This window comes from Streptomyces sp. NPDC043427 (assembly GCF_056436655.1).
Window position 1 is genome coordinate 179,897 of record NZ_JBWKCC010000008.1, and the last position, 26,096, is coordinate 205,992.

A 26,096-nucleotide genomic window follows, 5' to 3' on the forward strand; every position below is an offset into this window, starting at 1 on the left:
GACAGCGAAGGCCGCGAGGCGGGAGATCGCCATGGGCCTGCGGCAGTGGATCGACGGCTGGCCGGTGTACCGGCAGCTCACCGGCGACGACACGCTGGGCAGGGGGAGCGCGGCACGCTCGCGCGGCACCGAGCGGCTGTCCGCCCGTACCGAGCAGGCCGACCGGGTCGTACGGTCCGTGTGCCCGTACTGCGCTGTGGGCTGTGGCCAGAAGGTCTATGTCAAGGACGAGAAGGTCACCCAGATCGAGGGCGACCCGGACTCCCCGATCTCACGCGGACGGCTGTGCCCGAAGGGCGCGGCGAGCAAGCAGCTGGTGACAGGCCCGGGCCGCATCAGCACCGTCCTCCACCGGCCCGCGCACGGCACGGGGTGGGAGCGCATCCCGCTGGACCGGGCGATGGACATGATCGCCGACCGGGTCGTGCGGACCCGCCGGGAATCCTGGCAGGACACGTGGCACGGTGTTCCCGTCCGGCGCACGCTCGGCATCGCCTCGCTCGGCGGAGCGACGCTGGACAACGAAGAGAACTACCTGATGAAGAAGCTCTACACGGCGCTGGGCGCGATCCAGATCGAGAACCAGGCGCGGATTTGACACTCCGCCACGGTCCCCGGTCTGGGGACCTCGTTCGGCCGTGGCGGAGCCACGACGTTCCAGCAGGACCTGGCCCGCGCCGACTGCGTGGTCATCCAGGGTTCGAACATGGCCGAGTGCCATCCGGTCGGATTCCAGTGGGTGATGGAAGCCAAGGAACGAGGTGCGACGATCATCCACGTCGACCCCCGCTTCACCCGCACCAGCGCGCTGGCGGACGTCCACGTGCCGCTGCGGGCCGGGACGGACATCGCCTTCCTCGGTGCCCTGGTCAACCATGTGCTGAGCAACGGCAAGGACTTCCGCGAGTACGTGGTCGCCTACACCAACGCGCCGGCGATCCTGCGGGAGGACTTCGCCGACACCGAGGACCTGGACGGGCTGTTCTCCGGCTTCGACCCCGAGAGCCACCACTACGAGACGACCAGCTGGATGTACGAGGGCGCGCAGGCCTCGGCCGCGGCCGGCGACCGGGACCGGTGGGGGACACCGGAGGGCACCCCGGCCCGGCAGCACGGAGGCAGGGAGCCGCACGAGAGCGGCCGCGCGCACTCGTACGGCAGCGGCGGCCCCGCCGTGGGCGCGAAACCGGCCATGGACCCGACCCTGCGCCACCCCCGCTGCGTGTACCAGGTACTCAGGCGTCACTTCGCCCGCTACACGCCGGAGCTGGTCGAGGACGTCTGCGGCATCCCCCGCGAGCTGTTCGCCCGGGTGGCCGAAGCGATCACCGCCAACTCGGGACGCGAGCGGACCACGGCGCTGTGCTACTCCGTCGGCTGGACCCAGCACACGGTCGGGGTGCAGTACATCCGTACCGCGGCCATCCTGCAGGCGCTGCTGGGCAACATGGGGCGGCCCGGTGGCGGCATCCTGGCCCTGCGCGGACACGCCAGCATCCAGGGCTCCACGGACGTCCCCACGCTGTTCGACCTGCTGCCCGGCTACATCCCCATGCCGCACGCCCACCAGCACCAGAACCTGGACGCGTTCGTGGCCGCGGACGCCGGCACGACCGGCTTCTGGGGCAACATGCGCGCGTACGTGGTCAGTCTGCTCAAGGCCTGGTGGGGAGAGGCGGCCACCGCCGAGAACGACTACCGCTTCGACTGGCTGCCCCGGCTGACCGGCGACCACGGTACCTACCGGACGGTGCTGAACCAGCTCTCCGGGGAATGCAAGGGCTACTTCCTCGTCGGGGAGAACCCGGCGGTCGGTTCGGCCAACGGCAAGCTGCAGCGGCTGGGCATGGCGAACCTGGACTGGCTGGTGGTGCGGGACCTCAGGATGATCGAGAGCGCGACCTTCTGGAAGGACGGGCCGGAGATCGAGACCGGTGAACTGCGCACCGAGGAGATCCCGACGGAGGTGTTCTTCCTGCCGGCCGCGGCGCACACGGAGAAGGACGGCAGCTTCACCAACACCCAGCGACTGCTGCAGTGGCACCACGCCGCCGTCGCCCCGCCGGGGGACGCCCGCAGCGACCTGTGGTTCTTCTACCACCTCGGACGCGTCATCCGGGAGAAGCTCGCCGGCTCCACCGACCCCCGCGACCGCCCGCTCCTCGGCCTCACCTGGGACTACCCCACCGAAGGCCCACGGGCCGAACCGAGCGCCGACGCCGTGCTGGCCGAGATCAACGGACACGGGCCGGACGGGCAGCCGCTGTCGTCGTCGACCCAGTTGCGCGACGACGGCTCCACCGCCTGCGGGGTCTGGATCTACTGCGGGGTCCGCGCCGACGGGCACAACCACGCGGCGAACCGCCGGCCGGGCGCCGAGCAGAGCCGGGTCGCCCCCGACTGGGGCTGGGCGTGGCCCGCCAACCGCCGCATCCTCTACAACCGGGCGTCGGCAGACCCCGAGGGAAGGCCGTGGAGCGAGCGCAAGCGGTACGTGTGGTGGGACGCCGAACAGGGCCGGTGGACCGGGGAGGACGTCCCGGACTTCGAGGTGGACAAGCCGCCCGGCTACCGGCCGCCGCCGGGCGCGAAGGCCCAGGACGCCCTGGCCGGCACCGACCCGTTCATCATGCAGAGCGACGGCCGCGCCTGGCTGTTCGCGCCGGCCGGGCTGGCCGACGGCCCACTGCCGGCGCACTACGAGCCGCAGGAGTCGCCGGTGGACAACCCGCTGTACGGGCAGCAGACGAACCCGGCGCTCCAGGCCCACGACCGTCCGGCCAACCGGTACCACCCGGCCGGCAGCGAGGTGTTTCCGTACGCGTTCACCACCTACCGGCTCACCGAGCACCACACGGCCGGCGGCATGAGCCGGACCCTGCCCTACCTGTCCGAGCTGCAGCCGGAGTTCTTCTGCGAGGTCTCCCCGGAACTCGCCGCCGAGCGCGGCCTGGAGCACCTGGGCTGGGCGACCGTCATCACGGCCCGCACGGCGGTCGAGGCGAGGGTGCTGGTGACCGACCGGATCAGACCGCTGCGGGTGCGGGGCCGCACCATCCACCAGGTGGGGTTGCCCTACCACTGGGGCCCGAACGGGCTGTCCACGGGCGACGCGGCGAACGAGCTGCTGTCCGTGGTCCTCGACCCGAACGTGCGCATCCAGGAGTCCAAGGCGGCGACCTGTGACATCCAGCCGGGCAGGCGTCCACGGGGCTCGGCGCTGACCGCCCATGTGGCGGCGTACCGGCGGCGCGCCGGCCTCCCCGACGACACCCCGCCGGGTACAGGAGAGGGACGACGATGAGCTCCCACCGCAACAGGCTGTCCGGCCCGATGGCCGACCCCAGCGCGGACGCGGGGTACCCGGAGACCCACCCGCCCCGGATGGGGTTCTTCACGGACACCTCCGTCTGCATCGGCTGCAAGGCGTGCCAGGTGGCGTGCAAGGAGTGGAACCTTCTGCCGGCCGAGACCGGGGAACTCGACCTGCTGGGGCAGTCGTTCGACAACACGGGCGCGCTGAGCGCCGACAACTGGCGGCACGTGGCGTTCATCGAGCAGAAGACCCAACAGAAGACCGAGCAGAAGACGGCACCGGCCTCCGACCGGCCGCCGGTCGATCTGGGCATGCCGGCGGTGGGGCCGCCCGGGCACGACGCCGGGGCCGCTGAGGGCCAGGTGCGCTGGCTGATGTCCAGCGATGTGTGCAAGCACTGCACCCACGCCGCCTGTCTGGACGTCTGCCCGACCGGGTCGTTGTTCCGCACCGAGTTCGGGACCGTGGTGGTGCAGGAGGACATCTGCAACGGCTGCGGGTACTGCGTACCGGCGTGCCCGTACGGCGTGATCGACATCCGCCCGGGCGACGGCCGGGCCTTCAAGTGCACACTGTGCTACGACCGGTTGGGGGCGGGGCGGGAACCGGCCTGTGCTCAGGCGTGCCCGACCGACTCCATCCAGTTCGGCCCGCTGGAGGAACTGCGCGAGCGCGCGGACCAGCGGGTCACCGAGCTGCACGAGCGCGGCGAGGACCAGGCACGGCTGTACGGCCGGGATCCGCAGGACGGCGTCGGCGGTGACGGCGCGTTCTTCCTGCTGCTCGACGAGCCCGAGGTGTACGGGCTGCCGCCGGACCCGGTGGTCACCACCCGTGACCTGCCGTCGATGTGGCGGCACGCGGCCACGGCCGCCGTCGGTGTGGCGGTGAGCGTGGCGCTGTCCTTCTTGGGGCGGGGAACCGTCCGCGGGCGGCAGCGATGAGGGACCGGGGCAGTGCGGAGAGGAGGAAGCCGTGACGGGGAGCGGTGAGCGGGAGCAGCCCGTGGTCGGGCGCGCGGAGTTCCGGTCGTACTACGGCCGGCCGATCCTCAAGCGTCCCACCTGGAAGGTGCCGGACGTGCCGGGCTATCTGTTCCTCGGGGGGACGGCCGGTGCGTCGGCGTCCATGGCGGCGGTGGCCGAGCTGGTCGGGCGCCGGGAGCTGGCCGGGGCGGGCCGGTGGGTCGCCGCAGCTGCGTCGGTGACCAGCGTCGCCGCCCTGGTTCATGACCTCGGCCGTCCCGAGCGCTTCAGGCACATGCTGCGCGTGTTCAAGCCGACCTCCCCGCTGTCGGTGGGTTCCTGGATCCTCGCGCCGTTCGCCACGCTCGCCACCGCCTCCGCCGCTTCGCAGGCCACCGGACGGCTGCCCGGGCTGGGCCGGCTCGCCGGACTCGGCTCCGGCGCGCTGGGGCCGGCGATGTGCACCTACACCGCGGTGCTGCTCTCCGACACCGCGGTGCCGGCGTGGCACGAGGCGTATCCGCAACTGCCGTACCTGTTCGCGGGCAGCGCGCTGACCAGCGCCGCGGGTGCCGCACTGCTCTGCGCACCCGGCGCGGACCACGGGCCACCGGCCCGGATGGGCCTGCTGGGCGCGGGCATGGAACTCGCCGCGACGCGCCGCATCGAACGGCGGCTCGGACTGGTCGGTGAGCCCTACGTCACGGGCCGGCCCGGCCGACTGCTGACCCTGAGCAAGGCCCTGACCGTGGCCGGAGCAGGGCTGTCGCTTCTCACGGGCCGCCGGGCGGCCCCGCTCCTGGCCGGAGGGGCGTACCTGGCAGCGGGACTGTGCACCCGGTTCGGCGTCTTCGCGGCGGGCATGGCCTCCGCCCAGGACCCGGCGTACGTGGTGACTCCGCAGCGCGCGCCTCGGGCCGGGCGCGGCCTGAGGGCCCCTTAGGGGTCCTTGCACTATGCCCGCCCGGGTCGCGCGGCCTGGCACCGCACCTCGCCGCGTTGCCGAAAAGCCCTGGTAGCTCCGCTGCGAGGACTTTCCGGCGCCTTGCGATGTACGGCACCAGACCACGCGACCTCAGCGGGCGCTCATTGCAAGGACCCCTGGGCGCGACAGAGGGCGCACACGGCGTGGACGGAGCGCTCGCGAGGGGTGAGGGGCACTTCGGGGGCACCGGGTGCTGCTGAACGACCCCCACCGATCCGGAAATGCTTGGACTCCGCAGGCACCGCCGCGGGACACTGCCGTACTCGAACCAAAGCTCCACACGGCCGTTGCGGCGCCGTCCCCTGCCCGCGCAAACGCGTGGCGGGTGGCTGCCGCGGGACGACAGGGGTGGGATGGGAACGTCTGAATCGCGCGGGGTTCAGCCGGGCCAGGGCCCGGTGATCCTCGCTCTTCGCCACTACGGACGGGAGTTGGCCCGGCTGCGCCGGCTGACGGCCCCCGCGATGCTGCTGCCGGCGCTCGGCAACATCGGTATCAACTACCTCGCGCCACTGGTCGTCGCGAAACTCGTCGGCCGGATCGCCGGCGACGCCGAGGTCAGCATCGCCTCGTCGCTGCCCTACGTCCTCGGCTTCGCCGGCGTCCTGCTGGTGTCGGAGGCGCTGTGGCGGCTGGGCCTGCACTGCCTGAACCGCCTCGACGCGCTCGGCGTCGAGCACCTGTACGTGATCGGCATGGACGAGCTGTACGCCAAGGACGCCGCGTTCTTCCACGACAACTTCGCCGGGTCGCTGACCAAGAGGGTGCTGAGCTTCGCCTCCCGCTTCGAGGAGTTCGTGGACACGCTGACCTTCCAGGTGTTCGGCAAGCTGGTGCCTCTGGTGTTCGGGGCGGTGGTGCTGTGGCGCTACGAACCGCTCCTCGTCGTCGGGCTCGTGGTGATGATCACGCTGACGGCACTGTGCGTGGTGCCCCTCATCCGTCGCCGCCAGGCGCTCGTCGACCAGCGCGAGGAGGCGATCGCCCGGGTCTCGGGCCATGTCGCCGACAGCCTGATGAACATGGACACGGTCCGGGCGTTCGCCGCCGAGGAGCGCGAGGCGGCCGAGCACCGGTCGCGGGTCGCGGAGTCGCGGCGGCTCACGCTGCGCTCCTGGGACTACGGCAACCTGCGCATCGACACGCTGGTCGCGCCGATGTCCGTGCTGACCAACGGGCTGGGCCTGCTGCTCGCGGTCACGCTCGGCGTAGGCGGTCACGGCGTGGAGGCGATCGTGGTCGCGTTCACGTACTACTCGAACGCGACGCGGATCATGTTCGAGTTCAACCAGATCTACCGCCGTCTGGAGAGCTCGATGACGGAGGCCGCGCAGTTCACCGAACTGCTGCTGAACCCGCCGACCGTGCTCGACCCGGCGACGCCGCAGCCGCGGCCGTCCGGGGCCGCAGACGTCCGCTTCGAGCGAGTGACCTTCACTCACCGGGGAGCGGAGGCGCTTTTCGAGGGACTGGATCTGGCCGTGCCCAGCGGGGCGAAGATCGGGCTGGTCGGCCGGTCCGGCGGGGGCAAGACCACGCTCACACGGCTGCTGCTGCGGATGAAGGACATCGACGCCGGCCGCATCCTCATCGGTGGTCGGGACATCAGCAGGATGCGCCAGTCCGACCTGCGCAGCCTGATCGCGTATGTGCCTCAGGACCCGGCGATGTTCCACCGCACCCTGCGGGACAACATCGCGTTCGCCCGCCCGGACGCCACCGACGCCGAGATCCGCTGCGCGGCCGAGGCGGCGCATGTCACCGAGTTCGCCGACCTGCTGCCGGACGGCTTCGACACCATGGTGGGCGAGCGCGGCGTCAAGCTGTCCGGCGGACAGCGCCAGCGGGTCGCACTCGCCAGGGCGATCCTTCGCGACGCGCCGATCCTGCTGCTGGACGAGGCCACCAGCGCCCTGGACTCCGAGAGCGAGATTCTCGTCCAGGCGGCGCTGTGGCGGCTCATGGAGGGGCGGACGGCGCTCGTGGTGGCGCACCGGCTGAGCACGGTCGCAGGCATGGACCGGCTCGTCGTCCTCGACCGGGGGCGGATCGTCGAGCAGGGCACCCACCAGGAACTCCTCGCGTCGGACGGCGCCTACGCCAAGCTGTGGCAACACCAGTCCGGTGGCTTCCTCGACGACACCCCGGCGCGGGCTGAGTTGCCGTGAACGGCGAGCCCGACGGGGTGGCCCGCCGCCTTCCGGCCTCTGTTGTCAGACCCTGCCGTTACGGTCCCTGGTCATGGCAGAAGACGATGGAATCGCATGGCTCGGCGAGCGGTGGCCGGGCGGTGGCCAGGCCGACCCCGTCTTTGGGGGACAGGCTGGTCTCGTGTTCGCGGAAGGTATGGCGCCGCAGGATCTGGCGGTGGTCTTCGGGGCCGTTCCCTGGGAGATTCCCGAGCCGGTGAGTGCCGAGGCCAAGGCCATCAGCGAGCGGACCCACCCCCAGACACGGCTCCCTGATGACCCCCTCGTGACCGTCTACGGAAAGGAAGGCGACTGGTCCTTCCTCGCCGGGAACTTCGACTATCTGATCCACTTCCGCCGAGGCTTCACGCTGCCGCCGGGAACCGGCCGAGTCGTCCTCCTGTACAACATCGCAGCGAAGGGCATGTACTGCATGGCCTACTTCGAGAACGGCCGACAGGTGTGGAGCGACGAGATCTCCGGCTGCTTCGGCGACGACACGCAACTGACCGGGGGACACTTCTTCGACCACGCGCCGGAGATGTCCTTCCTCAACTGGGCCATGCACGACGCGGGATGCCGCCCTGAGGTCCGTTACGTCGACGGGCGTCCCGTCTTCGAGGACGAAGGCTGGATACCCGACTGGCGGAAGCGGTTCCTCAAGGGCCTGGAGATCGCGTTCGGGATCTCCGTGTGCCAGGAGACTTTCGACGCGGGCGGATACCCGCTGGCCAACGTCTACTGGACCTGATCAGCAGCGACCGTATGAGCCGTTCGAAGCGGTGACAGGAAGTTCGCAAGGACGCTCAGCGTCATGCCGGCTGCGCCGGTCACAGATGTCCGGGGTCGCCGTCGGTGACGAACCTGGTCAGGGACTGCTCCAGCAGCTCCAGGAACTGCCGCAGGTCATCGGTGACCCTGTCGAGCTCCGGTTCGTCGAGCGATGCTGTGCGCGTGCGGTAGACCGCTCCGTCGGGGCCAGTGACGTACGACAGGCCGCCACCGTTCGAGCCAATGACCAGGCCGCGGGGTTCCTGGTTCGCGCTGATACCGACAGCTCCGTACTCCGCGAGCCGACGCAGGACATCACCGGCGGGGTCGACGAAGTAGCCGTTGCCGACGTCCGCCCAGGTGATGGCGGCGATGCTGTCGTAGAAGGTGACCAGGTCGGCCGCGACGAAGCCCACTCGGCCCAGAGCGCGGGCCGCGCCCTGGTCGTCAGGGCCGGCCTGCCGGACCTGGTTGGTGCCCGGGGGGAAACCGTGCCGCCGCTCGAACCCTTCCGTCATCGCGCTCAGGGCGCCCGAGACCCTGCTCGCCCACGAGCACAGCCAGGCAGGCGACAGTGAACGATCACTCATGAGGCCGGATCATGGCATGCCCCTGCCCGGGCCGGGTCACTTCGGGAAGCGGTACTTCAGGTGGGTGGCGAGGGGTGTGCTCACCACCCTGATCGGCTCGAGGTCTCGCCGACCCGCGCCCAGGCCCTCGAAAAGCCGCAGTCCGTCACCCAGGAGCGCGGGAACCACGTGGAGTTGGAGTTCGTCGACGAGGCCCGCCCGGAGGTACTGCTGCACCGTGCTCGCCCCGCCGGCGATGTCGACGTTCCTGTCGCCGGCGGCGGCCTTGGCCTGGGTGAGGGCGCTGTGGATGCCGTCGGGGACGAAGGTGAAGATGGTGCCGCCCTGCTTGACCAGGGTGGGGCGGGGGCGGTGGGTCAGCACGAAGACCGGGGTGCAAAAGGGAGGGGTCTCGCCCCAGAAGGCCTCGCCCGTGTCGTACATCATGCGGCCCATGACCACCGCTCCGGTCGCGTCGAACCACTCGCGCATCAGCTCGGAGTCGCGGTTCTCCTCCCCGCCGGTCATGCCCTTGCGTTCCCGCCAGCTCGCGAGGTTGTGGATCCACTCGAAGAGCGGCTCGGCGCCGTCGCCGCCCGGGTTGTCGAGGGTGACGTCGGTGCCGGCGATGTAGCCGTCGAGGGAGATGGCCAGGTCCGCGGTTACGGTCATGAGGGTGCTCCTGAGGTGCTGGGACGGGATGCCTTCACTCTCACGTCGATCGGGAACCGGCGTGTTCGACATGCCCGGTGACACGCGCCGCTCAGCGAAGTCGCCGCCACCTCTCCGGCCGCAACGTCGTGATCAGGACCAGGCACATGATGCCGATGGCGACGCGGCCGGAGGCCTGGAGGAGGGGGCCGCGCAGGAGGATGAAGGAGTAGCCGGCGACGAGGGGGACGGCCAGGGTGAGGATGGTCGTCGGGCCGGGGCGGGACACCGCCTGGGCATAGCGGCGGTCCACGCGGGCCGCGACCCAGCCGAGGAGGCCGAAACCGGCCGTCATGCCCAGCGGGCCGAAGTCGATCCACAGCTCGGCCCAGAGAGGGGACGAGCGGTTGGTGTTCGTTGCCGCCATCCACTCGCTGACCATCACGCCGGTGTCCTTCGGCTTGTCGGTCCACACCGAGCGGGGGACGAAGAACAGGGCCGAACCGGCGAGCTGACGGCCGAGGGTGTGGCCGTTGCCCGCGTCGGCGTACGTGATCGTGTTGGCGAACATCGCCATCTGGTCGTAGTCCTTCAAAACCAGTGGGTCGAGGACCGAAGTGGTCTGCGTGGTGCGGGTGTTGGCCTCGTCGTAGCGGAACTTGTCGGCGAACGGGAAGATCAGTACCGCTGCCGCGACGCCCAGCGACAGTGCCGCCCGGTACATCGTCGGGCTCTGCGGGAACACCGTGAACAGCAGCGCGAGCAGCACGGTCAGGAACCAGTACCGCGGGTTCGAGATCGGGTTGTTGACCACACCGTTCAGGGCGACCAGCGCCACCAGCGTCAGCCACGGCAGCGGGCGGCGCCGCACCCGGGGCGAGGTGATCAGCCAGCGGGTCACCACCATCAGCGCCAGCAGCGCCGGCACCGTGCCGAAGCCGCGCAGGATCGCCGTACCGGCCTGCGAACCGGCGCTGGAGACGCCGCTGCCCGCGATCGACTCGTTGATCTCCATCCGGCTGGCGAAGAACACCCCGAGCCCGCCGAGCTTCAGCACGAACAGGCCGCTCCCGACGAACGCCATGCCCACCAGCACCGCCGTCCGCCGCCGCGCGACCATCGCCGGGCGGAACACCGTACGGGCCGTCGACCGCGCCCCCGGCCGCACCAGCAGTGCCCCCGCGTCGAAGGCCACGCACGCCACCAGGACCAGCGCCACGGCCGACGCGAGGTCGGAGCGCGAGCCCGCCACCGGCACCGGTGTCTTGCCCACGACGACCTGCGCGAGCGCGGCGATGCCCATCGCCATGTAGACGAACAGCCAGAACGTGCCCTGGAGCAGCTTGCGGTGCCGGCCCAGGATCATCGCGGACAGCCGGACCCCGGAGTACACCGTGAGCACCAGTTGGAGCCAGTACACCTGGTCGCGCAGCCCCGCGCCGGGCTGGAGCGCCACGAACGCGGGCAGCGCGACGGTCAGCCCGAGGACCAGCGGCAGCGCCAGCACCCGGCGCAGCGCGCCCCGCCCCCGCGTGTCGGGCCCGTGGGCGTGCAGCGGCCGTACGAGAGCCGGAGTTCCCGCCGCCATAAGCCCCCCTCTACTTTTCGTTCACAGAGTCTACGGATTTGTGTGCGAACCGGAGGTCCGAATCCCTAGGGTGTGTACAAGAGGGGGCAAGAGGGGGGTAATTCATGCGCGACCTTCGAACGTTCACCCTGTCCGGATACGACAAGGGGCGCGGGATAGCGGTCCAGGCGCTCTGGTTCTGCGTGATGAACACGCTGTTCATGGCGTGGTTCTGCCCGGCCCGGCTGCGCGTCGCACTGCTGCGGGCCTTCGGCGCGCGGATCGGCGAGGGGGTGCTGATCCGGCACCGGGTGCGGATCCTGTGGCCGTGGAAGCTCAGCGTCGGCGACCACACCTGGATCGGCGAGGGGGCCTGGCTCCTCAACCTCGAACCCGTCACCCTCGGCTCCCACGTCTGCGTCTCCCAGGAGGCGCTGCTGTGCACCGGCAGCCACGACCACCGCACCACCGACTTCCGGTACCGCAACGCGCCCATCCGCGTCGAGGACGGGGCGTGGATCGCGGCCCGTGCGACCGTGCTCGCGGGCGTGACGGTCGGGCGGCACGCGGTGGTGTCCGCAGGCACGGTCCTCGGGCGTGACCTGCCGGAACTCACCCTGCACACCGCCGACGGCACCCGTGTCCTCAAGGAGCCGGGGACGCGCCCCGTCGCGAAGGAGCGCACCTCGTGAAAGCCCTCCACGCCGTCACCCTGCACACCCCCACCCAAGCCTTCGGCGGTCCCGTCCGGGTCGCCGTCAACCTCACCGGCGGCCTGGTCAAGCACGGCGTCGACAGCAGGATCGTCGCCCTCGGCTCCGGCTTCGACGGACCGCTCCCGGACGACGTGGACGGGCGCCCCGCCCGCCTCTACCCGGCCCGGCGTGTCCTGCCCGGTGCCGGCTTCAGCGGCATCACCTCGCTTGCCTTGCTCGCCGACGCCCGCCGCCTGGTCCGCGACGCCGACGTGGTCCACGTCCACCTCGCCCGCGACCTGGTGACCCTGCCCGTCGCCCTGGCCGCCCTCAGCGCCGGGCGTCCGCTGGTCGTCCAGACGCACGGCATGGTCGACCCCAGCGACAAGGCGCTCGCCAAGCTGCTCGACCTCGTAGCCGTACGCCGGGTGCTGCGCCGCGCGGACGCGGTCCTGCATCTCACCGCGTACGAACGCAAAGGCCTCGACGCCGTCCTCGGCGGCGCCGACCCCGGCAACGGCGTCCGTCTCGTCAACGGTGTGCCCGGGCAGGAGCGCAGGTCCCGCCCCGAAGGACCGCCCCGGCTGCTCTACCTGGCCCGGATGCAGGCCCGTAAACGCCCCGCCGACTTCGTCGCCGCCGCCCCCGAGGTGTTGCGGCACCACCCCGACGCCCGCTTCGTGCTGGCCGGGGCCGACGAGGGCGAACTCGGCGGCGCGATGCGGCTCGCCGAGTCGCTGGGGGTGTCCGACTCCGTGCAGTACATCGGCAGTCTGGCCCCCGGAGACGTACTCGGCGAACTGCGCCGCACCCATGTGCACGTGCTGCCCTCCGTGGACGAGCCGTTCCCGATGTCGGTGCTGGAGGCCCTGTCCGTGGGCGTCCCGTCGGTCGTGACCCCGACCAACGGCCTCGCGGACGACCTCGCCCGCTCCGGCGCGGGGCGGGTGGCCAGGACCCCGGAGGCCCTGGCCACCGAGATCCTCGCCCTCCTCGATCCCGCCGCGGGTGACACCGCCTCGGAGGCGGCCTGGGTGCTGTCGCGTACGTCGTTCTCGTTGGAGGCGGTCGCCGACCGCCTCCACGCGCTGTACGACTCGGTGGTTCAGACCCGCGCCCAGGCGTAGCAGCCGCTGGACGTGAAGGTCTTGGCTCCCTTCTTGACGGTGATCCGGTGTCCGGTGCCCGAGGCGCTGTCGACGGACCACGAGCAGTCCTTCAGCGGCGTCAGGGCCCGGTAGGTGCCGGGCGCGGGGTCGGTGTACGTGCCGTCGGCGTACCCGCCCTCGGCCTCGTCGGTGAGCGGCTTCAGGTCCGGGCACAGGCCCTTCACCGCCTCCTCGGCGCCTTTGATCTCGCCCGCGATGATCGCGCCCACGGTCGCGTCCCGGTCGATCTTCGCCGTGGCGGCGAGCTTGTCGCAGGTCTCCTGACCGGCCTGCAGGATCGCCGCCGGATCGGCGCCCTTGGGCACCCGCCCGGACAGGTACTTCTTCTCCTTCTTGGTGAACGACCCGGTGGCCGGGGTGAGTTGGGAGTCGGGGACGGTGTTCTTCGGACCCTGTGCAGCGGCCTTCCGTGACGGACTCGCAGCGGACGGCGAAGAGGGCGCCGGCGACTGCGACGACGGGGACGGGGACGACGGCTCCGCCGAGGCGGCCGCGCGCGGAGTGCTCGCGGCCGCCTCGGTGTGCTCGCCGCCACCGCCCTCGCCCCCGCCCCCGCTGCCGCACGCGGCGAGCAGGGGCAGGAGCAGCAGCGCCGCCAGGGACTGGCGCCTCACGGGGCCGTCCCGATCGAGTAGTGCTGGGAGACCTGGGTCGACGTCAGGACCTTGTTGTAGACCGCGACCTCGTCGATCTGCCCGGTCAGGAACCGGCTCGTAGGACGGTTCGGCCAGTTGTCGAGGTTGTCTCCGCCGACCCGCCAGAAGCCGCTGAAGTTCTCACTGCTGGTGATCAGCGCGTTGGACGCCCGCAGTGCTCCGTCGACGTACAGCTTCATGCCGTCGGCGCCCTGGGTGGCGACCACGTGGTGCCACTGGCCGTTGTTGTAGGCCTGCGTCGTGTTGATGGTCCGCGTGCCGCCGGTGTAGACGCCGAACGAGAGCCGACCGTTGTTGAGCAGATAGATCTGCTTGTCGTACTGAGTGGACACCAGTTGCACCTTGTTCCCGAACCCGATGAGCTTGCCGCCGGAGGCGCTGGTGGTCTTGAACCACAGCTCCAGGGAGTACGCCGACGGCGTGGAGTGCCGCTTGTCGGTGTACGTCCACTCGCTCTGGGAGCCGGTGTAGCCGACGGAGGAGGCCGACCCGGCGGCCCCGTCCGCGACGGCCAGGGTCGGCGCGTTCCAGTGCACGCCGCTGTCGTTGCCCGCGGAGCTGTCGGCCGCGTAGGCGTTGGCCGTTTCGTTGAAGCGCCAGTACAGTCCCGCGCCGTCCGAGCGCACCTTGGCCGCGTAGGCGTCCGCCGTGCCCGCCACGGTCACCGACTGGGCCGTCGTCTTGGACGTCGCGTTCGTGCCGTCGGAGGCGGTGAGCCGGTAGGAGTGCGTCTCACCCGCGGCCACGCTCGTGTCGGTCCAGGTCAGCTGGGGCCGTGACCAGGGCAGCGAGTCGGCGGACACCTCGTAGACCGGGGTCGTCGCGCCGTCCTTGTAGACGCGGTACGTGAGGTGACTGTCGTCGGTGTCGTAGCTGGAGCGCCAGTGCACGGCGACCTTGCCGGGCTCGATGCTCTCCACCCGCACCTGCGGCAGCGTGGGCGCGCCGGTGTCGGGGCCGGAGGAGACCCGGGTCAGGGACTGCTGGGCGGTGCCGTCGACGGTGGTGAACTCGCCGCCCACCCAGAGGTAGTCGGTGCCGCCCTTGGGCGCGAGGGCGAACACGCGCGGGCCGATGCCCTCGCCGATGCCGTCGTTGGTGTCCGGGGCCCAGCCCACGAGCGCCGGGTCGGATGTGCCCTGGGCGAGCAGGTGGCGGCGCTGTCCGTCCGGGTACTCACCCATCGAGGAGCAGTCGTGGGCGTGCGAGGCGCTGTAGACGAGCCCCTTGTAGAGCTGGAGGGCCTGGGTGGCGCCCAGGCAGGTGTCGCGCCAGCGCTGGTTGAAGGTGTCCGGCTCGAACGCCGTACGCCCGTCGAACACACCGCCGCCGGTGCCCTCGTTGCCGGTGTAGACGCCCGAGGCGTCGGAGGTGACGGCCTTGACGACCGAAGTGTCCGGGAAGAAGCCCCGCGGGTAGGCCCGGGTCACCGCGCCGGTGGTGGCGTCGGTGACGGCGAGGGCGTGCGAGTCGGCGCCGTTGACGGTGAAGAAGTCGCCACCGACCACCACGTGCTGCCCGTCCGCGGTGACCGCGACCGCCCGCCCCGGCTCGTCCGCGTTCACGGTCCAGCCGGTCGACGCGCCGTCCGTGTCCACGGCGGCGAACCGCTCCCGGGTCTGCCCGTTGACGGTGCCGAAGTCACCGCCGAAGTAGATCGTTGTGCCGGTGGTGGCCAGCGCCCGCACGGTCGCGGACACGGAGGGGTGGAAGTCGGTGCGGGGCGTGCAGGTGGCGATGTCGATCGCGGCCAGGCTGCTCACGCCGACCCCGTTCACCGCCCCGAAGTACCCGCCCGCGTACAGCGTCTGCCCGTCCGGCGAGACCGCGAGCGCGCGCACCGTCGCGGTGCCGCTGCCGACCGTGAAGGACAGCTTGCAGCCGGTGGGCGCACCGGTCGCCGCGTCGAAGGCGGCGAAGTTCAGGGCCGGCTGCTCGGACGCGTCCCCCGCGGCCGTCCCGGCGGGCCGGATCTCCGAGAAGGTGCCGCCGGCGAACACCGTGCCGCCGGCCTGCGCGAGCGTGTACACGACGCCGTTGGTCTGCCAGGTCGACAGGTCGTCGGCGGTCAGGGCCACGGGCGGGGTGAGCGCGGAGGCGCCCGGCGCCACGAAGGGGACGGCCAGCAGTGGGGCGGCGAGCGCGAGCGCCACGAAGGCGGCTCTGCGACGGGGTCTGGATCTGTGGTGCATCAAATCTCCTAGCGGTACGGACAGGTGAGGCGTGGGGGGTAAGACAGGGGCCGGGCGGCCCGGGGAGGGGGAACCGGGCTGCCCGGCAGGGGGAGTGGCTCAGGACGGGCCGAAGGTGAGGACGAGTGAGGGCCGGAAGTCGGCGGTGGTGACCTCGCTCGACCACAGCCACAGGGCGTCGGTGCCGCTGCCGGTCAGCGCCAGCGACGACGTCGAACCGAGCAGGCCGCTCAGCCCGGTGGGACTGAGACTGACCTCGTAGTCGGTCGACACCGCGCCGGGAGCGGCCAGCGTGCCCAGCACGGTCGAGGACAGGGCGGGACGGTTCGCGTAGGTGATGCCCGCCTCGTCCCAGGACCCGGTCACCGGCACCACGTCGAACGAGTCCGCCGAGCCGGCCGTCGACAGGGACGTCGTACGGAGGCGGAGCACCGCGCTCGCCAGCTTCGTGCCGCTGGGCGCAGCCGGCAGCGGGAAGCGCAGGAAGCTGACGTAGGCGCTGGTGCCGCGCACCGCGAGCGAGGTCGACGTGCCGTAGTTCGTGGCCGTCGCCGCGCCGTTGACGTACGTGTCCTCGGTGGCGGCGACCGTCACGGTGGACCCCTCGCCCCCGCCCGAGCCGGTGCCGACCGCGTGATGTGCGGCGACCCGGGCGGCGGTGAGGGCCGTCGGGTACACGGCCGTCTCGTCCACCGTGCCCGCGAAGAACACGCTCGTCGGGTTGGACGGCCACCCGCTGAGGGTGTCCGCGCCCACCCGCCAGAAGCCGGTGGTGTTCAGGGCGGTGGTCACCGTGTTGGAGGCGGCCAGTACGCCGTCGACGTAGAGCCGCATGCCCTGCGAACTCTGCGTGGCGGCCACGTGGTGCCAGGCGCCGTCGTTGTACGCGGCGCTCGTCAGCAGGGTCGCCTGGTTCCCGGTGCGCACGCTGCCCGTGCCGAAGCCGAGCCGTCCCGCGTTCGTCATGTAGACGAGCCGGTCGGAGTTGCGGCTGAAGTACCCCGGCCCGGAGCCGAAGTTGTCGCCGAAGCCGAGGATCCGCCCGCCGTTGGTGGTGGTGGTCCGCAGCCAGGTCTCCACCGTGTACGTGACCGGCCTGCTGTGCCGCTTCTCGCTGTACACGTACTCAGAACTGCCGTTGAGCCCGAGCGCCGTGCTCGATCCGGGCACCGCCGCCGGAGTCTGCCGGTACGACGGCGCGCTCACATAGCCGCCCCCGTCGTCGTGGCCGCTGCTGTCGGAGGCGAAGGTCCCGGCCGACTCGTCGTAGCGCCAGTACAGCGATGCTCCGTCGCCCTGCACCGCGTCCGCGTAGGCGTCCGTCGTGCCCGCCGCCGTGACCGTACGGGCCGTGGACAACGCGCTGGTGTTGGTGCCGTCGCTCGCCGTGATCCGGTACGAGTACGTCGTCCCGGCGGTCACCGAGGTGTCCGTCCACGACAACTGGGGCCGCTCCCACGGGAGGGAGTAGGCAGTGGTCGTATGGATGGGGGTGCTCGACCCGTTGCGGTAGACGCGGTAGGTCAGGTTGCCGTCGTCGAGGTCCTGGCTCGCCTGCCAGCGCACGTCGACACGGCCCGGGGTGTCGCTGGAGGCCCACACCGCGGGGGTTCTCGGCGCGCCGGTGTCCGGGCCGGTGCCGAACCGGGTCAGGCTCTGCTGCGCGGAGCCGTTGACGGTGGTGAACTCGCCCGCCGCCCACAGGAACTCGGCCCCGCCGTCGTTCGCGAGGGTCAACGCGCGCGGGCCGAGCTGCTCGCCCGTGCCCTCGTTGGTGTCCGGCGCCCAGGACAGGAGCGTCGGGTCGTTCACGCCCTGCGCGATGAAGTGCTTGCGCTCGACGTTGGGGAACCATCCGTTCGCCGAGCAGTCGTGGGTGTGGTTGCCGCTGTAGAGCACCTGCTCGTACACCGCGAGTGCCTGGTTGGCGCCCGCGCAGTTGTCCCGCCAGCGCTGGCCGAAGTCGTCGGTGTCCAGGGCGAGCCGCCCGTCGAAGGAGCCGCCGCCCATGCCCTCGCCGGCCGCGTAGACCCCGGTGCCGTCGGTCACCAGGTCCTTGACGACGGCCGTGGCGGGGATGAATCCGGTCGGGTACGCCCGCTCCAGGGCGCCGGTGCCGCTGTCGACCACGGCCAGGGCGTGCGAGCCGGTGCCGGCGACGGTGGTGAAGTCACCGGCCAGCACGACGTGTTCACCGTCCCGGGTGACCTGGACCGCCCGCCCCGACAGGTCCGCGTTCGCCGTCCACGGGGTGAGCGCCCCGCCCGGCGTGAGCGCGGCGAACCGCTGTCGGGCCGTGCCGCGCACGCTGGTGAAGTCGCCGCCGGTGTACAGGGTGCCGTCGGCGGCCACGTCGATGGCGCGCACGGTCGCGTTGAAGGCCGGGTTGAAGGAGGCCACGGGCCTGCAGGTGTCGATGTCGATCGCGGCGAGCCCGTTGACGGCGACCCCGCTCACAGCGGTGAAGTAGCCGCCCGCGTAAAGGGTCTCACCGTCCGGTGACACCGCCAGGGCGCGCACGGTCGCCGTCCCGGTGGTCCGGGTGAAGGACAGCGAGCAGCTCGTCGGCGCCCCGGTCGAGGCGTCGAAGGCGGCGAAGTTCACCGCCGACCGCGTCCCGGTGCCGCCCGAGGCAACTCCGGGCGGCCGGATGGTGGAGAAGGTGCCGCCCGCGAAGACGACGCCGTCGCTCTCGGCGAGCGCCCACACGATCCCGTTGGTCTGCCAGGTGTCCAGGTCGTCCGCGGTGAACGCGACCGGGGAGGTGACCGCGGACGCCGAGGGCGCCGTGGCCGTGGCACCGCCCAGCAGGCCCGCCGTCAGGGCGAGCACACCGGCCAGTGCCCGTTTCATCTGTCCACCCGCACGGCTGTACCGGCCAGCTCACACTCCAGCTTGGCCATGTCGGCGTCCACCATGATCCGGGCCAGCTCGTGCACCCGCACCGACGGCTTCCAGCCCAGCAACTCCTCCGCCTTGGAGGCGTCCCCGATGAGCGCGTCGACCTCGCTGGGGCGCTCGTACTTCGGGTCGTAGCGGACGAACTCGGCCCAGTCCAGGCCGACGTGATCGAAGGCGACCTCCAGGAACTGCCGCACGCTCGCCGCCTCGCCGGTGGCCACCACGTAGTCGTCGGGCTGGTCGCGCTGGAGCATCCGCCACATCGCCTCGACGTACTCCGGCGCGTACCCCCAGTCGCGCACCGCGTCGAGGTTGCCGAGGTAGAGACGGTCCTGGAGACCGGCCTTGATCCGGGCGACGGCACGGGTGATCTTGCGGGTCACGAAGGTCTCGCCGCGGCGGGGCGACTCGTGGTTGAAGAGGATGCCGTTGACCGCGAACATGTCGTACGCCTCGCGGTAGTTGACCGTCGCCCAGTAGCCGAAGACCTTCGCGCAGCCGTACGGGCTGCGGGGGTGGAACGGGGTCTTCTCGTTCTGCGGCGGCGGGGTCGCGCCGAACATCTCCGAGGACGACGCCTGGTACAGCCGCGTCCCGACGCCGCTCGCTCGCACCGCCTCCAGAAGACGGATCGCGCTCAGGCCGGTGACGTCCCCCGTGTACAGCGGCGCGTCGAAGGAGACCCGGACGTGCGACTGCGCGCCCAGGTTGTACACCTCGTCGGGCCGGAGGTCGCGCAGCAGGTTCACCAGCGCCACACCGTCCGAGAGGTCCGCGTGGTGCAGCACGAACGAACGCTCCGGCTGGTCCGGGCCCTGATAGATGTGATCGATCCGCTCCGTGTTGAAGCTCGACGATCTGCGTATCAGACCGTGCACCGTGTAGCCCTTGCCGAGCAACAGCTCCGCCAGGTAGGAGCCGTCCTGGCCGGTCACCCCAGTGATCAGCGCCGTCTTGCCCATCCGAACCCCCTCCGATGCGACCCAAGGGTCGCCGCTTTCATGTGAATTGCCCCGAATTTCGCTGGATTTCGCTGGAACGTCACCTGGGAGCCCGCGTCGCTGGCACAATCCGCGCATGACAGCTGACGCTTCGCCCAAGCCCGCTCCCCCCCTGCTCCCGCGCCCGGCCCGGGTGTTCGTCGCGGGCCATCGCGGCCTGGTGGGGTCCGCCGTGGCCCGTCGGCTCCAGGCCGACGGCCACGAGGTGATCACCCGCACCCGGGAGCAGCTCGACCTGCGCGACGCCGCGCTGACCGAGTCCTTCCTGCGCGACGTCCGCCCGGACGCCGTCGTACTGGCCGCCGCCAAGGTGGGCGGGATCATGGCCAACAGCACCTACCCGGTGCAGTTCCTGGAGGACAACCTGCGGATACAGCTGAGCGTCGTCGCCGGCGCGTTCGCCGCCGACGTCCCGCGCCTGCTCTTCCTCGGCTCGTCCTGCATCTACCCGAAGCTCGCCGAGCAGCCGATCCGCGAGGACTCCCTGCTCACCGGGCCCCTGGAGCCCACCAACGAGGCGTACGCCATCGCCAAGATCGCCGGCATCAGCCAGGTCCAGTCCTACCGCCGCCAGTACGGCGCCGCGTACATCAGCGCCATGCCGACCAACCTCTACGGCCCCGGCGACAACTTCGACCTCGCCACCTCGCACGTACTGCCCGCCCTGATCCGCCGCTTCCACGAGGCTCGCGTCAGCGGCGCGCCCGAGGTCGTGCTGTGGGGCACCGGCACCCCCCGCCGGGAGTTCCTGCACGTCGACGACGTGGCGGCGGCCTGCGCCCTGCTCCTGGAGCGCTACGACGACGAGGGGCCGGTCAACATCGGCTGTGGCGAAGACCTCCCGATCAGCGAACTCGCCGAGATCGTGCGGGACGTCACCGAGTACCGGGGCGAGATCGTGTGGGACACGAGCAAGCCCGACGGCACCCCGCGCAAGCTGCTCGACGTCTCCCGGCTCACCGCGCTCGGCTTCAAGCCGGCCGTCGAACTGCGGGACGGCATCGCCTCGACGTACGCGTGGTGGCTCGGTCAGAACGGCGGCTGAGCACGGTCTGTCACCCGAGGGGTGTCTGTCCATGGCGGACCCCCTCAGTACGCCCCGCGGCCGTCGACGACGGCGCGCAGGGTGCGGGTCATGATCTCCACGTCGGTGGCCACCGACCAGTTGTCCACGTACCAGAGGTCCAGTGCCACCGTCTCGTCCCAGGACAGGTCGGAACGCCCGCTGACCTGCCACAGCCCGGTCATGCCGGGCTTGACGGCCAGGCGGCGCAGCTCGACGCGGCTGTAGCGGGCCACCTCGTCCGGCAGCGGCGGACGCGGCCCGATCAGGGACATGTCGCCACACAGGACGTTGAGCAACTGCGGCAGCTCGTCCAGGGACATCCGGCGCAGCACCGAGCCGAGCGGGGTGATCCGCGGGTCGCGCCGCATCTTGAACATGTGCCCGTCGTGCTGGTTGGCCCCGGTGCGCGTGAGCTCGGCCCGGCGGGCCTCGGCGTCGGCGACCATGGTGCGGAACTTCCACATGGTGAACGGCCGTCCGCCCACCCCGCAGCGCGTCTGCCGGTGGAAGACCGGCCCCGGCGACGAGCAGCGCACCGCCAGCGCGAGCGCCCCGAACAGTGGTGCCAGGAGCAGCAGTCCGAACGCGGCCCCGGCCCGGTCGGCCAGCGCCTTCAGCCACGGCTGTCCGAACTCGTGGGCGGGCGGCGCCACCTGAAGCACCGTCAGTCCGGCAGCCGAGGTGGGCTGCACCCGCTCCTGGGCGACCTCGGTCAGCCCCGGAACGACCGCGAGCTGTAGTCCGGCGCCGTGCAGTTCCCAGGAGATGTGCCGCAGCCGGTCCCCGGTCATCCGCAGTCCCGGCACCACCAGAGCCACGTCGGCCTCGGTCTCCTCGGCGGCGCGCAGCACCACCTTGGCGTCCTGCGGGTGGTCCGTGGGCAGGGCGGGCAGCAGGTCCGTGACCGGCATGCCGCAGCCCAGCGTCTGGAAGCCCACCGGCACCACGCCCACCACCACGTAAGGGTGGTCCGTGCGCGAGGCGAGCCGTCCCACCACGTGGTCCACGGCCGCCGGCTCGCCGACCACCAGTGCCCGCCGGACCGCCCGCGCCTCCCGGCGCTGCCGGCTGAGGTGCAGCCGGATCAGCGGCGCGACCGCCGCCGTCAGTGCGAGACCCGGCACCAGCGCCGCCAGGGCGACCGTGGGCCGCGGCCCGTTCTCCAGGTCGGCCAGGATCAGCACCAGGGCCAGCACTCCGGCCAGCAGCACCCAGTCCCGTACGGCCGCGAGGACCCCCCATGACTCGCCGATCCGCTGGGCGGCGTACCGGCGCCTGACCGCCCGGATGGTCGCCCACGCGCCCGCGCCGATCAGCCCGCCGAGGAAGGGCAGGCCCTGACCCTCCGTGTCCAGGGCCGCAGCCAGCGGGAACCCGATCCCGCAGCTGTCTGCGGCCACCGCGAGCGGTCGGTACCAAACGGCCTTGCCGTCACCCGAACGGGCCCCGGGCCCCCTCCGAACCGGCCGAGCCCGGTCGGACGCGCCCCCCTGAACTACCTGAAGATTCGTTTCTTCGCTTCTCTGACCAGCCGTTTCACCGGTGGTGTCCGTTGTCGGCTCCCCTGTGGATTCCGACACGCCGACTTCGCGCATGCGCCCCCCAGCCATACGTCGTCGCCATGAGTCGTATCTGTCCCGGGCGTCCCCTTCGGACCGATACGACCAAGTGATCGAGGACTGTATGGCACAGCTGTGCCCTTTGGATGCTGTTTTCGAGGAATTCACTGAAATCCGGTGAAGAAGCTGAAGTCGTGTCTTCACATCACGGGCACGTGATGCGGGGCGAAACGCGCCGGAAACGGGAGCAGACCGGCGGGCGTCACGGACGTGAGGGGTGGTGGGCGCGCCCGGTATCGGGTACATACGATCCGGTAGGACTGATCAGTAACGCACGGTCCCCTTGATCCCTATTCGCGGCGAGGTGAGCCTCATGTCCGCCCCAACCGCCAACAAACCAACCGTCACGGAGCGTGAGGCACGCCAGGTCGCCGAGGCGGCCCGCGAGCAGGACTGGCGCAAGCCGAGCTTCGCGAAGGAACTCTTCCTGGGCCGATTCCGGCTCGACCTCGTCCACCCCCACCCGCTCCCGGCGGACGAGGACACCCAGCGCGGCGAGGAGTTTCTCGCCAAACTGCGCGACTTCTGCGAGACGAAGATCGACTCGGCGGTCATCGAACGGGACGCCCGCATCCCGGACGCCGTGATCAACGGGCTCAAAGAGCTCGGCGCCCTCGGCATGAAGATCGACACCAAGTACGGCGGCCTCGGCCTGACGCAGGTGTACTACAACCGGGCCCTCGCCCTGGTCGGCTCCGCGAACCCGGCGGTCGGCGCCCTGCTCTCCGCCCATCAGTCGATCGGCGTACCGCAGCCGCTGAAGATCTTCGGCACTCAGGAGCAGAAGGACACCTTCCTGCCGCGCTGCGCCCGCACCGACATCTCGGCGTTCCTCCTCACCGAGCCGGACGTCGGCTCCGACCCGGCCCGCCTGGCCACCACGGCCGTCCCCGACGGCGACGACTACGTACTCGACGGGGTCAAGCTGTGGACCACCAACGGCGTGGTCGCCGACCTCCTCGTCGTCATGGCCCGCGTGCCGAAGTCCGAGGGCCACAAGGGCGGCATCACCGCCTTCGTCGTCGAGGCCTCCGCCGAGGGCGTCACGGTCGAGAACCGCAACGCCTTCATGGGCCTGCGCGGCCTCGAGAACGGCGTCACCCGCTTCCACCGGGTGCGCGTCCCGGCGGCCCACCGCATCGGCCCCGAGGGCGCGGGCCTGAAGATCGCGCTCACCACGCTCAACACCGGCCGGTTGTCGCTTCCGGCGATGTGCGTGGGCGCCGGCAAGTGGTGTCTGAAGATCGCCCGCGAGTGGTCGGCGGTGCGCGAGCAGTGGGGCAAGCCGGTCGCCCTGCACGAGGCGGTCGGCTCGAAGATCAGCTTCATCGCGGCGACGACGTTCGCGCTGGAAGCGGTCCTCGACCTGTCGTCCCAGATGGCCGACGAGGACAGGAACGACATCCGCATCGAGGCCGCCCTCGCCAAGCTGTACGGCTCCGAGATGGCCTGCCGGATGGCCGACGAACTGGTCCAGATCCGCGGCGGACGCGGCTTCGAGACGGCGGCGTCCCTGGCCGCCCGCGGGGAGCGCGCGGTACCGGCCGAACAACTCCTGCGCGACCTGCGGATCAACCGCATCTTCGAGGGTTCCACCGAGATCATGCACCTGCTGATCGCCCGCGAGGCGGTCGACGCCCACCTCTCCGTCGCCGGTGACCTCATCGACCCCGAGAAGTCCCTGTCGGACAAGGCCAAGGCAGGCGCCAACGCGGGCGTCTTCTACGCGAAGTGGCTGCCGAAACTGGTCGCGGGACCCGGACAACTCCCCACTGCATTCGGCGAGTTCAAGCACGAGGTCGACCTCTCCCCGCACCTGCGCTACGTCGAACGCCACGCCCGCAAGCTCGCCCGCTCCACCTTCTACGCCATGTCCCGCTGGCAGGGCCGCATGGAGACCAAGCAGGGCTTCCTCGGCCGGGTCGTCGACATCGGGGCGGAACTGTTCGCGATGAGCGCGGCCTGCGTACGCGCCGAACTCCTGCGCGGACAGGGCCAGAACGGCCGCGAGGCCTACCAACTCGCGGACGCCTTCTGCCACCAGGCCCGCATCCGCGTCGAGGAACTCTTCGCCCGCCTGTGGACCAACACCGACGATCTCGACCGCAAGGTCGTCAAGGGCGTCCTCTCCGGCACCTACGAGTGGCTGGAACACGGCATCGTCGACCCGTCGGACGACGGGCCCTGGATCGCCGAGGCCACCCCCGGCCCGTCCACCCGGGAGAACGTCCACCGCCCGATCCGCTGAGCGCCGGCCGCCTGCCGCCTGCCGTTCGTCGTGGGTCGGGGCCGCGGTGGTGCGTCGAGCCCGTCGCTGGTCTGGCCCCTCTGTCCGTTGCCACGGTGGGGCGGCGGGGGACCGGCTGTGCGACGGGCTGCGACGCACCACCGCGGCCCGCTCCCGCGCGTCGGCGGGCTGCGGGCCGGGGGTGCGTTCCCTGCTACGACACCCCTGAGAGGGACGCCCTGTCCTCTCCCGTCGTCCGGGCGGACACAATGGGGGGATGAGCGACAGTCCAGCCCCCCTCGCTGATCCCCACCTCGTCTTCGACCCCGTCGTGGGAGACGGGCCGAAGGACGTGGTGATCCTCGGTTCCACAGGGTCGATCGGCACTCAGGCCATCGATCTCGTGCTGCGCAACCCCGACCGGTTCCGGGTGACCGCGCTCTCCGCCAACGGCGGACGTGTCGGACTTCTCGCCGAGCAGGCGCACCGGCTGCGGGTGCGGACCGTGGCGGTGGCCCGTGAGGACGTCGTACCGGCGCTGCGGGAGGCGCTCGCCGCGCAGTACGGCGCCGGGGAGTCGCTGCCCGAGATCCTCGCCGGACCGGACGCGGCCGCCGAGGTCGCCGCCTCCGACTGCCACACCGTGCTGAACGGCATCACGGGCTCCATCGGCCTGGCGCCCACCCTCGCCGCCCTCCAGGCGGGCCGCACCCTCGCGCTCGCCAACAAGGAGTCGCTCATCGTCGGCGGCCCGCTGGTCAAGGCGCTCGCCAAGCCCGGACAGATCATCCCGGTCGACTCCGAGCACGCCGCCCTCTTCCAGTCCCTCGCCGCAGGCACCCGCGCCGACGTCCGCAAACTCGTCGTCACCGCCTCCGGCGGCCCCTTCCGCGGCCGTACGAAGCAGGAACTGGCCCACGTCACCGTCGAGGACGCCCTCGCCCACCCCACCTGGGCCATGGGCCCGGTGATCACGATCAACTCCGCGACCCTCGTCAACAAGGGCCTGGAGGTGATCGAGGCCCACCTGCTGTACGACATTCCCTTCGATCGCATTGAGGTGGTCGTGCACCCGCAGTCGTATGTCCACTCGATGGTTGAGTTCACGGACGGATCGACACTGGCGCAGGCGACGCCCCCCGACATGCGCGGGCCCATCGCCATCGGCCTCGGCTGGCCCGAACGCGTCCCCGACGCGGCCCCCGCCTTCGACTGGAGCACCGCCTCGACGTGGGAGTTCTTCCCGCTCGACAACGAGGCGTTCCCCTCCGTCGGCCTCGCCCGGCACGTGGGCGAGCTCGCGGGCACCGCCCCCGCGGTGTTCAATGCCGCCAACGAGGAGTGCGTGGAGGCCTTCCGCCGGGGCGCACTGCCCTTCAACGGGATCATGGAGACCGTCACCCGGGTGGTTCAGGAACACGACACGCCGGTGACGGGAACTTCACTGACCGTGTCGGACGTCCTCGAAGCAGAGCGCTGGGCCCGCGCCCGGACACAGGAACTGACAGCACTGACCGCACAGACGGCGACCGCGGAGGCCCGTTGATGACGTCCCTG

Annotated in this window: 18 protein-coding genes; 10 read left to right on the forward strand and 8 right to left on the reverse strand. The window is 71.2% G+C overall.

Features of this window, described 5'->3' with window-relative positions:
* Positions 1 to 31 precede the first annotated feature (31 nt).
* The 5 genes from fdh to AC067M_RS16640 all read left to right on the forward strand — a co-directional run bounded on the left by fdh (position 32) and on the right by AC067M_RS16640 (position 8,206).
* Positions 32 to 3,304 (forward strand): formate dehydrogenase, encoded by a 3,273-nt coding sequence (gene fdh / locus AC067M_RS16620; protein ID WP_478697774.1) that lies wholly within the window; start codon positions 32 to 34, stop codon positions 3,302 to 3,304.
* Positions 3,301 to 4,260, forward strand: coding sequence for a 4Fe-4S dicluster domain-containing protein (locus AC067M_RS16625; RefSeq protein WP_478697706.1), 960 nt, complete (start codon positions 3,301 to 3,303; stop codon positions 4,258 to 4,260). The genes fdh and AC067M_RS16625 overlap by 4 nt, the downstream gene beginning before the upstream one ends.
* A 31-nt stretch (positions 4,261 to 4,291) precedes the next feature.
* Positions 4,292 to 5,224, forward strand: coding sequence for an NrfD/PsrC family molybdoenzyme membrane anchor subunit (nrfD, locus tag AC067M_RS16630; RefSeq protein ID WP_478697707.1), 933 nt, complete (start codon positions 4,292 to 4,294; stop codon positions 5,222 to 5,224).
* Between the two features lie 395 nt (positions 5,225 to 5,619).
* A complete protein-coding gene (locus AC067M_RS16635; protein WP_478697708.1) occupies positions 5,620 to 7,434 on the forward strand; it encodes an ABC transporter ATP-binding protein in 1,815 nt (604 codons plus the stop codon).
* A gap of 73 nt (positions 7,435 to 7,507) precedes the next feature.
* A complete protein-coding gene (locus AC067M_RS16640; RefSeq protein WP_478697709.1) occupies positions 7,508 to 8,206 on the forward strand; it encodes a hypothetical protein in 699 nt (232 codons plus the stop codon).
* A 79-nt stretch (positions 8,207 to 8,285) separates the two neighbouring features.
* Here the strand turns inward: AC067M_RS16640 and AC067M_RS16645 are convergent, their stop codons facing one another.
* The 3 genes from AC067M_RS16645 to AC067M_RS16655 all read right to left on the reverse strand — a co-directional run bounded on the left by AC067M_RS16645 (position 8,286) and on the right by AC067M_RS16655 (position 11,034).
* Positions 8,286 to 8,816, reverse strand: coding sequence for an SMI1/KNR4 family protein (locus tag AC067M_RS16645; protein ID WP_478697710.1), 531 nt, complete (start codon positions 8,814 to 8,816; stop codon positions 8,286 to 8,288).
* Positions 8,817 to 8,852: 36 nt separating this feature from the next.
* A complete protein-coding gene (locus tag AC067M_RS16650; protein ID WP_478697711.1) occupies positions 8,853 to 9,467 on the reverse strand; it encodes a dihydrofolate reductase family protein in 615 nt (204 codons plus the stop codon).
* 91 nt (positions 9,468 to 9,558) lie between these two features.
* Entirely contained in the window at positions 9,559 to 11,034 is a 1,476-nt protein-coding gene (locus AC067M_RS16655; RefSeq protein ID WP_478697712.1) for a hypothetical protein, read from the reverse strand.
* 104 nt (positions 11,035 to 11,138) lie between these two features.
* Between AC067M_RS16655 and AC067M_RS16660 the strand changes: the two genes are divergently transcribed.
* Positions 11,139 to 11,705, forward strand: coding sequence for a WcaF family extracellular polysaccharide biosynthesis acetyltransferase (locus tag AC067M_RS16660; RefSeq protein ID WP_478697713.1), 567 nt, complete (start codon positions 11,139 to 11,141; stop codon positions 11,703 to 11,705).
* A complete protein-coding gene (locus tag AC067M_RS16665; protein ID WP_478697714.1) occupies positions 11,702 to 12,835 on the forward strand; it encodes a glycosyltransferase in 1,134 nt (377 codons plus the stop codon). Before AC067M_RS16660 ends, AC067M_RS16665 begins: the two co-directional genes overlap by 4 nt.
* On the opposite strand, the gene AC067M_RS16670 is transcribed toward AC067M_RS16665, so the two are convergent.
* The 4 genes from AC067M_RS16670 to gmd all read right to left on the reverse strand — a co-directional run bounded on the left by AC067M_RS16670 (position 12,814) and on the right by gmd (position 19,588).
* Positions 12,814 to 13,491: a hypothetical protein gene (locus tag AC067M_RS16670; RefSeq protein ID WP_478697715.1), complete on the reverse strand. Its 678-nt coding sequence runs from the start codon at positions 13,489 to 13,491 to the stop codon at positions 12,814 to 12,816. The genes AC067M_RS16665 and AC067M_RS16670 overlap by 22 nt on opposite strands.
* Positions 13,488 to 15,725: a LamG-like jellyroll fold domain-containing protein gene (locus tag AC067M_RS16675; protein ID WP_478697716.1), complete on the reverse strand. Its 2,238-nt coding sequence runs from the start codon at positions 15,723 to 15,725 to the stop codon at positions 13,488 to 13,490. The genes AC067M_RS16670 and AC067M_RS16675 overlap by 4 nt, the downstream gene beginning before the upstream one ends.
* A 99-nt stretch (positions 15,726 to 15,824) precedes the next feature.
* A complete protein-coding gene (locus AC067M_RS16680; protein ID WP_478697717.1) occupies positions 15,825 to 18,578 on the reverse strand; it encodes a LamG-like jellyroll fold domain-containing protein in 2,754 nt (917 codons plus the stop codon).
* Positions 18,575 to 19,588, reverse strand: coding sequence for a GDP-mannose 4,6-dehydratase (gene gmd, locus AC067M_RS16685; protein WP_478697718.1), 1,014 nt, complete (start codon positions 19,586 to 19,588; stop codon positions 18,575 to 18,577). Before gmd ends, AC067M_RS16680 begins: the two co-directional genes overlap by 4 nt.
* Before the next feature lie 115 nt (positions 19,589 to 19,703).
* Between gmd and AC067M_RS16690 the strand changes: the two genes are divergently transcribed.
* Positions 19,704 to 20,672 carry a GDP-L-fucose synthase family protein gene (locus AC067M_RS16690; RefSeq protein WP_478697719.1) on the forward strand — a complete coding sequence of 323 codons (969 nt, stop codon included), beginning with the start codon at positions 19,704 to 19,706 and terminating at the stop codon, positions 20,670 to 20,672.
* A 44-nt stretch (positions 20,673 to 20,716) separates the two neighbouring features.
* Here the strand turns inward: AC067M_RS16690 and AC067M_RS16695 are convergent, their stop codons facing one another.
* Positions 20,717 to 22,288 carry a sugar transferase gene (locus AC067M_RS16695; RefSeq protein WP_478697720.1) on the reverse strand — a complete coding sequence of 524 codons (1,572 nt, stop codon included), beginning with the start codon at positions 22,286 to 22,288 and terminating at the stop codon, positions 20,717 to 20,719.
* A 337-nt stretch (positions 22,289 to 22,625) separates the two neighbouring features.
* Here AC067M_RS16695 and AC067M_RS16700 point away from each other — a divergent pair, with 337 nt between their 5' ends.
* A complete protein-coding gene (locus tag AC067M_RS16700) occupies positions 22,626 to 24,560 on the forward strand; it encodes an acyl-CoA dehydrogenase family protein (protein ID WP_478697721.1) in 1,935 nt (644 codons plus the stop codon).
* 256 nt (positions 24,561 to 24,816) lie between these two features.
* The gene (gene dxr / locus AC067M_RS16705) at positions 24,817 to 26,085 is read left to right on the forward strand and encodes a 1-deoxy-D-xylulose-5-phosphate reductoisomerase (RefSeq protein ID WP_478697722.1); all 1,269 of its coding nucleotides are present in this window, start codon (positions 24,817 to 24,819) and stop codon (positions 26,083 to 26,085) included.
* Positions 26,086 to 26,096: the final 11 nt, after the last annotated feature.

Coding starts and splice junctions, on each gene's coding strand:
- AC067M_RS16625 (WP_478697706.1), top strand. CDS start 3,301: ATGAGCTCCCACCGCAACAGGCTGTCCGGCCCGATGGCCGACCCCAGC.
- AC067M_RS16635 (WP_478697708.1), top strand. CDS start 5,620: ATGGGAACGTCTGAATCGCGCGGGGTTCAGCCGGGCCAGGGCCCGGTG.
- AC067M_RS16640 (WP_478697709.1), top strand. CDS start 7,508: ATGGCAGAAGACGATGGAATCGCATGGCTCGGCGAGCGGTGGCCGGGC.
- AC067M_RS16645 (WP_478697710.1), bottom strand. CDS start 8,816: ATGAGTGATCGTTCACTGTCGCCTGCCTGGCTGTGCTCGTGGGCGAGC.
- AC067M_RS16650 (WP_478697711.1), bottom strand. CDS start 9,467: ATGACCGTAACCGCGGACCTGGCCATCTCCCTCGACGGCTACATCGCC.
- AC067M_RS16655 (WP_478697712.1), bottom strand. CDS start 11,034: ATGGCGGCGGGAACTCCGGCTCTCGTACGGCCGCTGCACGCCCACGGG.
- AC067M_RS16660 (WP_478697713.1), top strand. CDS start 11,139: ATGCGCGACCTTCGAACGTTCACCCTGTCCGGATACGACAAGGGGCGC.
- AC067M_RS16675 (WP_478697716.1), bottom strand. CDS start 15,725: ATGCACCACAGATCCAGACCCCGTCGCAGAGCCGCCTTCGTGGCGCTC.
- AC067M_RS16680 (WP_478697717.1), bottom strand. CDS start 18,578: ATGAAACGGGCACTGGCCGGTGTGCTCGCCCTGACGGCGGGCCTGCTG.
- gmd (WP_478697718.1), bottom strand. CDS start 19,588: ATGGGCAAGACGGCGCTGATCACTGGGGTGACCGGCCAGGACGGCTCC.
- AC067M_RS16690 (WP_478697719.1), top strand. CDS start 19,704: ATGACAGCTGACGCTTCGCCCAAGCCCGCTCCCCCCCTGCTCCCGCGC.
- AC067M_RS16695 (WP_478697720.1), bottom strand. CDS start 22,288: ATGCGCGAAGTCGGCGTGTCGGAATCCACAGGGGAGCCGACAACGGAC.
- AC067M_RS16700 (WP_478697721.1), top strand. CDS start 22,626: ATGTCCGCCCCAACCGCCAACAAACCAACCGTCACGGAGCGTGAGGCA.
- dxr (WP_478697722.1), top strand. CDS start 24,817: ATGAGCGACAGTCCAGCCCCCCTCGCTGATCCCCACCTCGTCTTCGAC.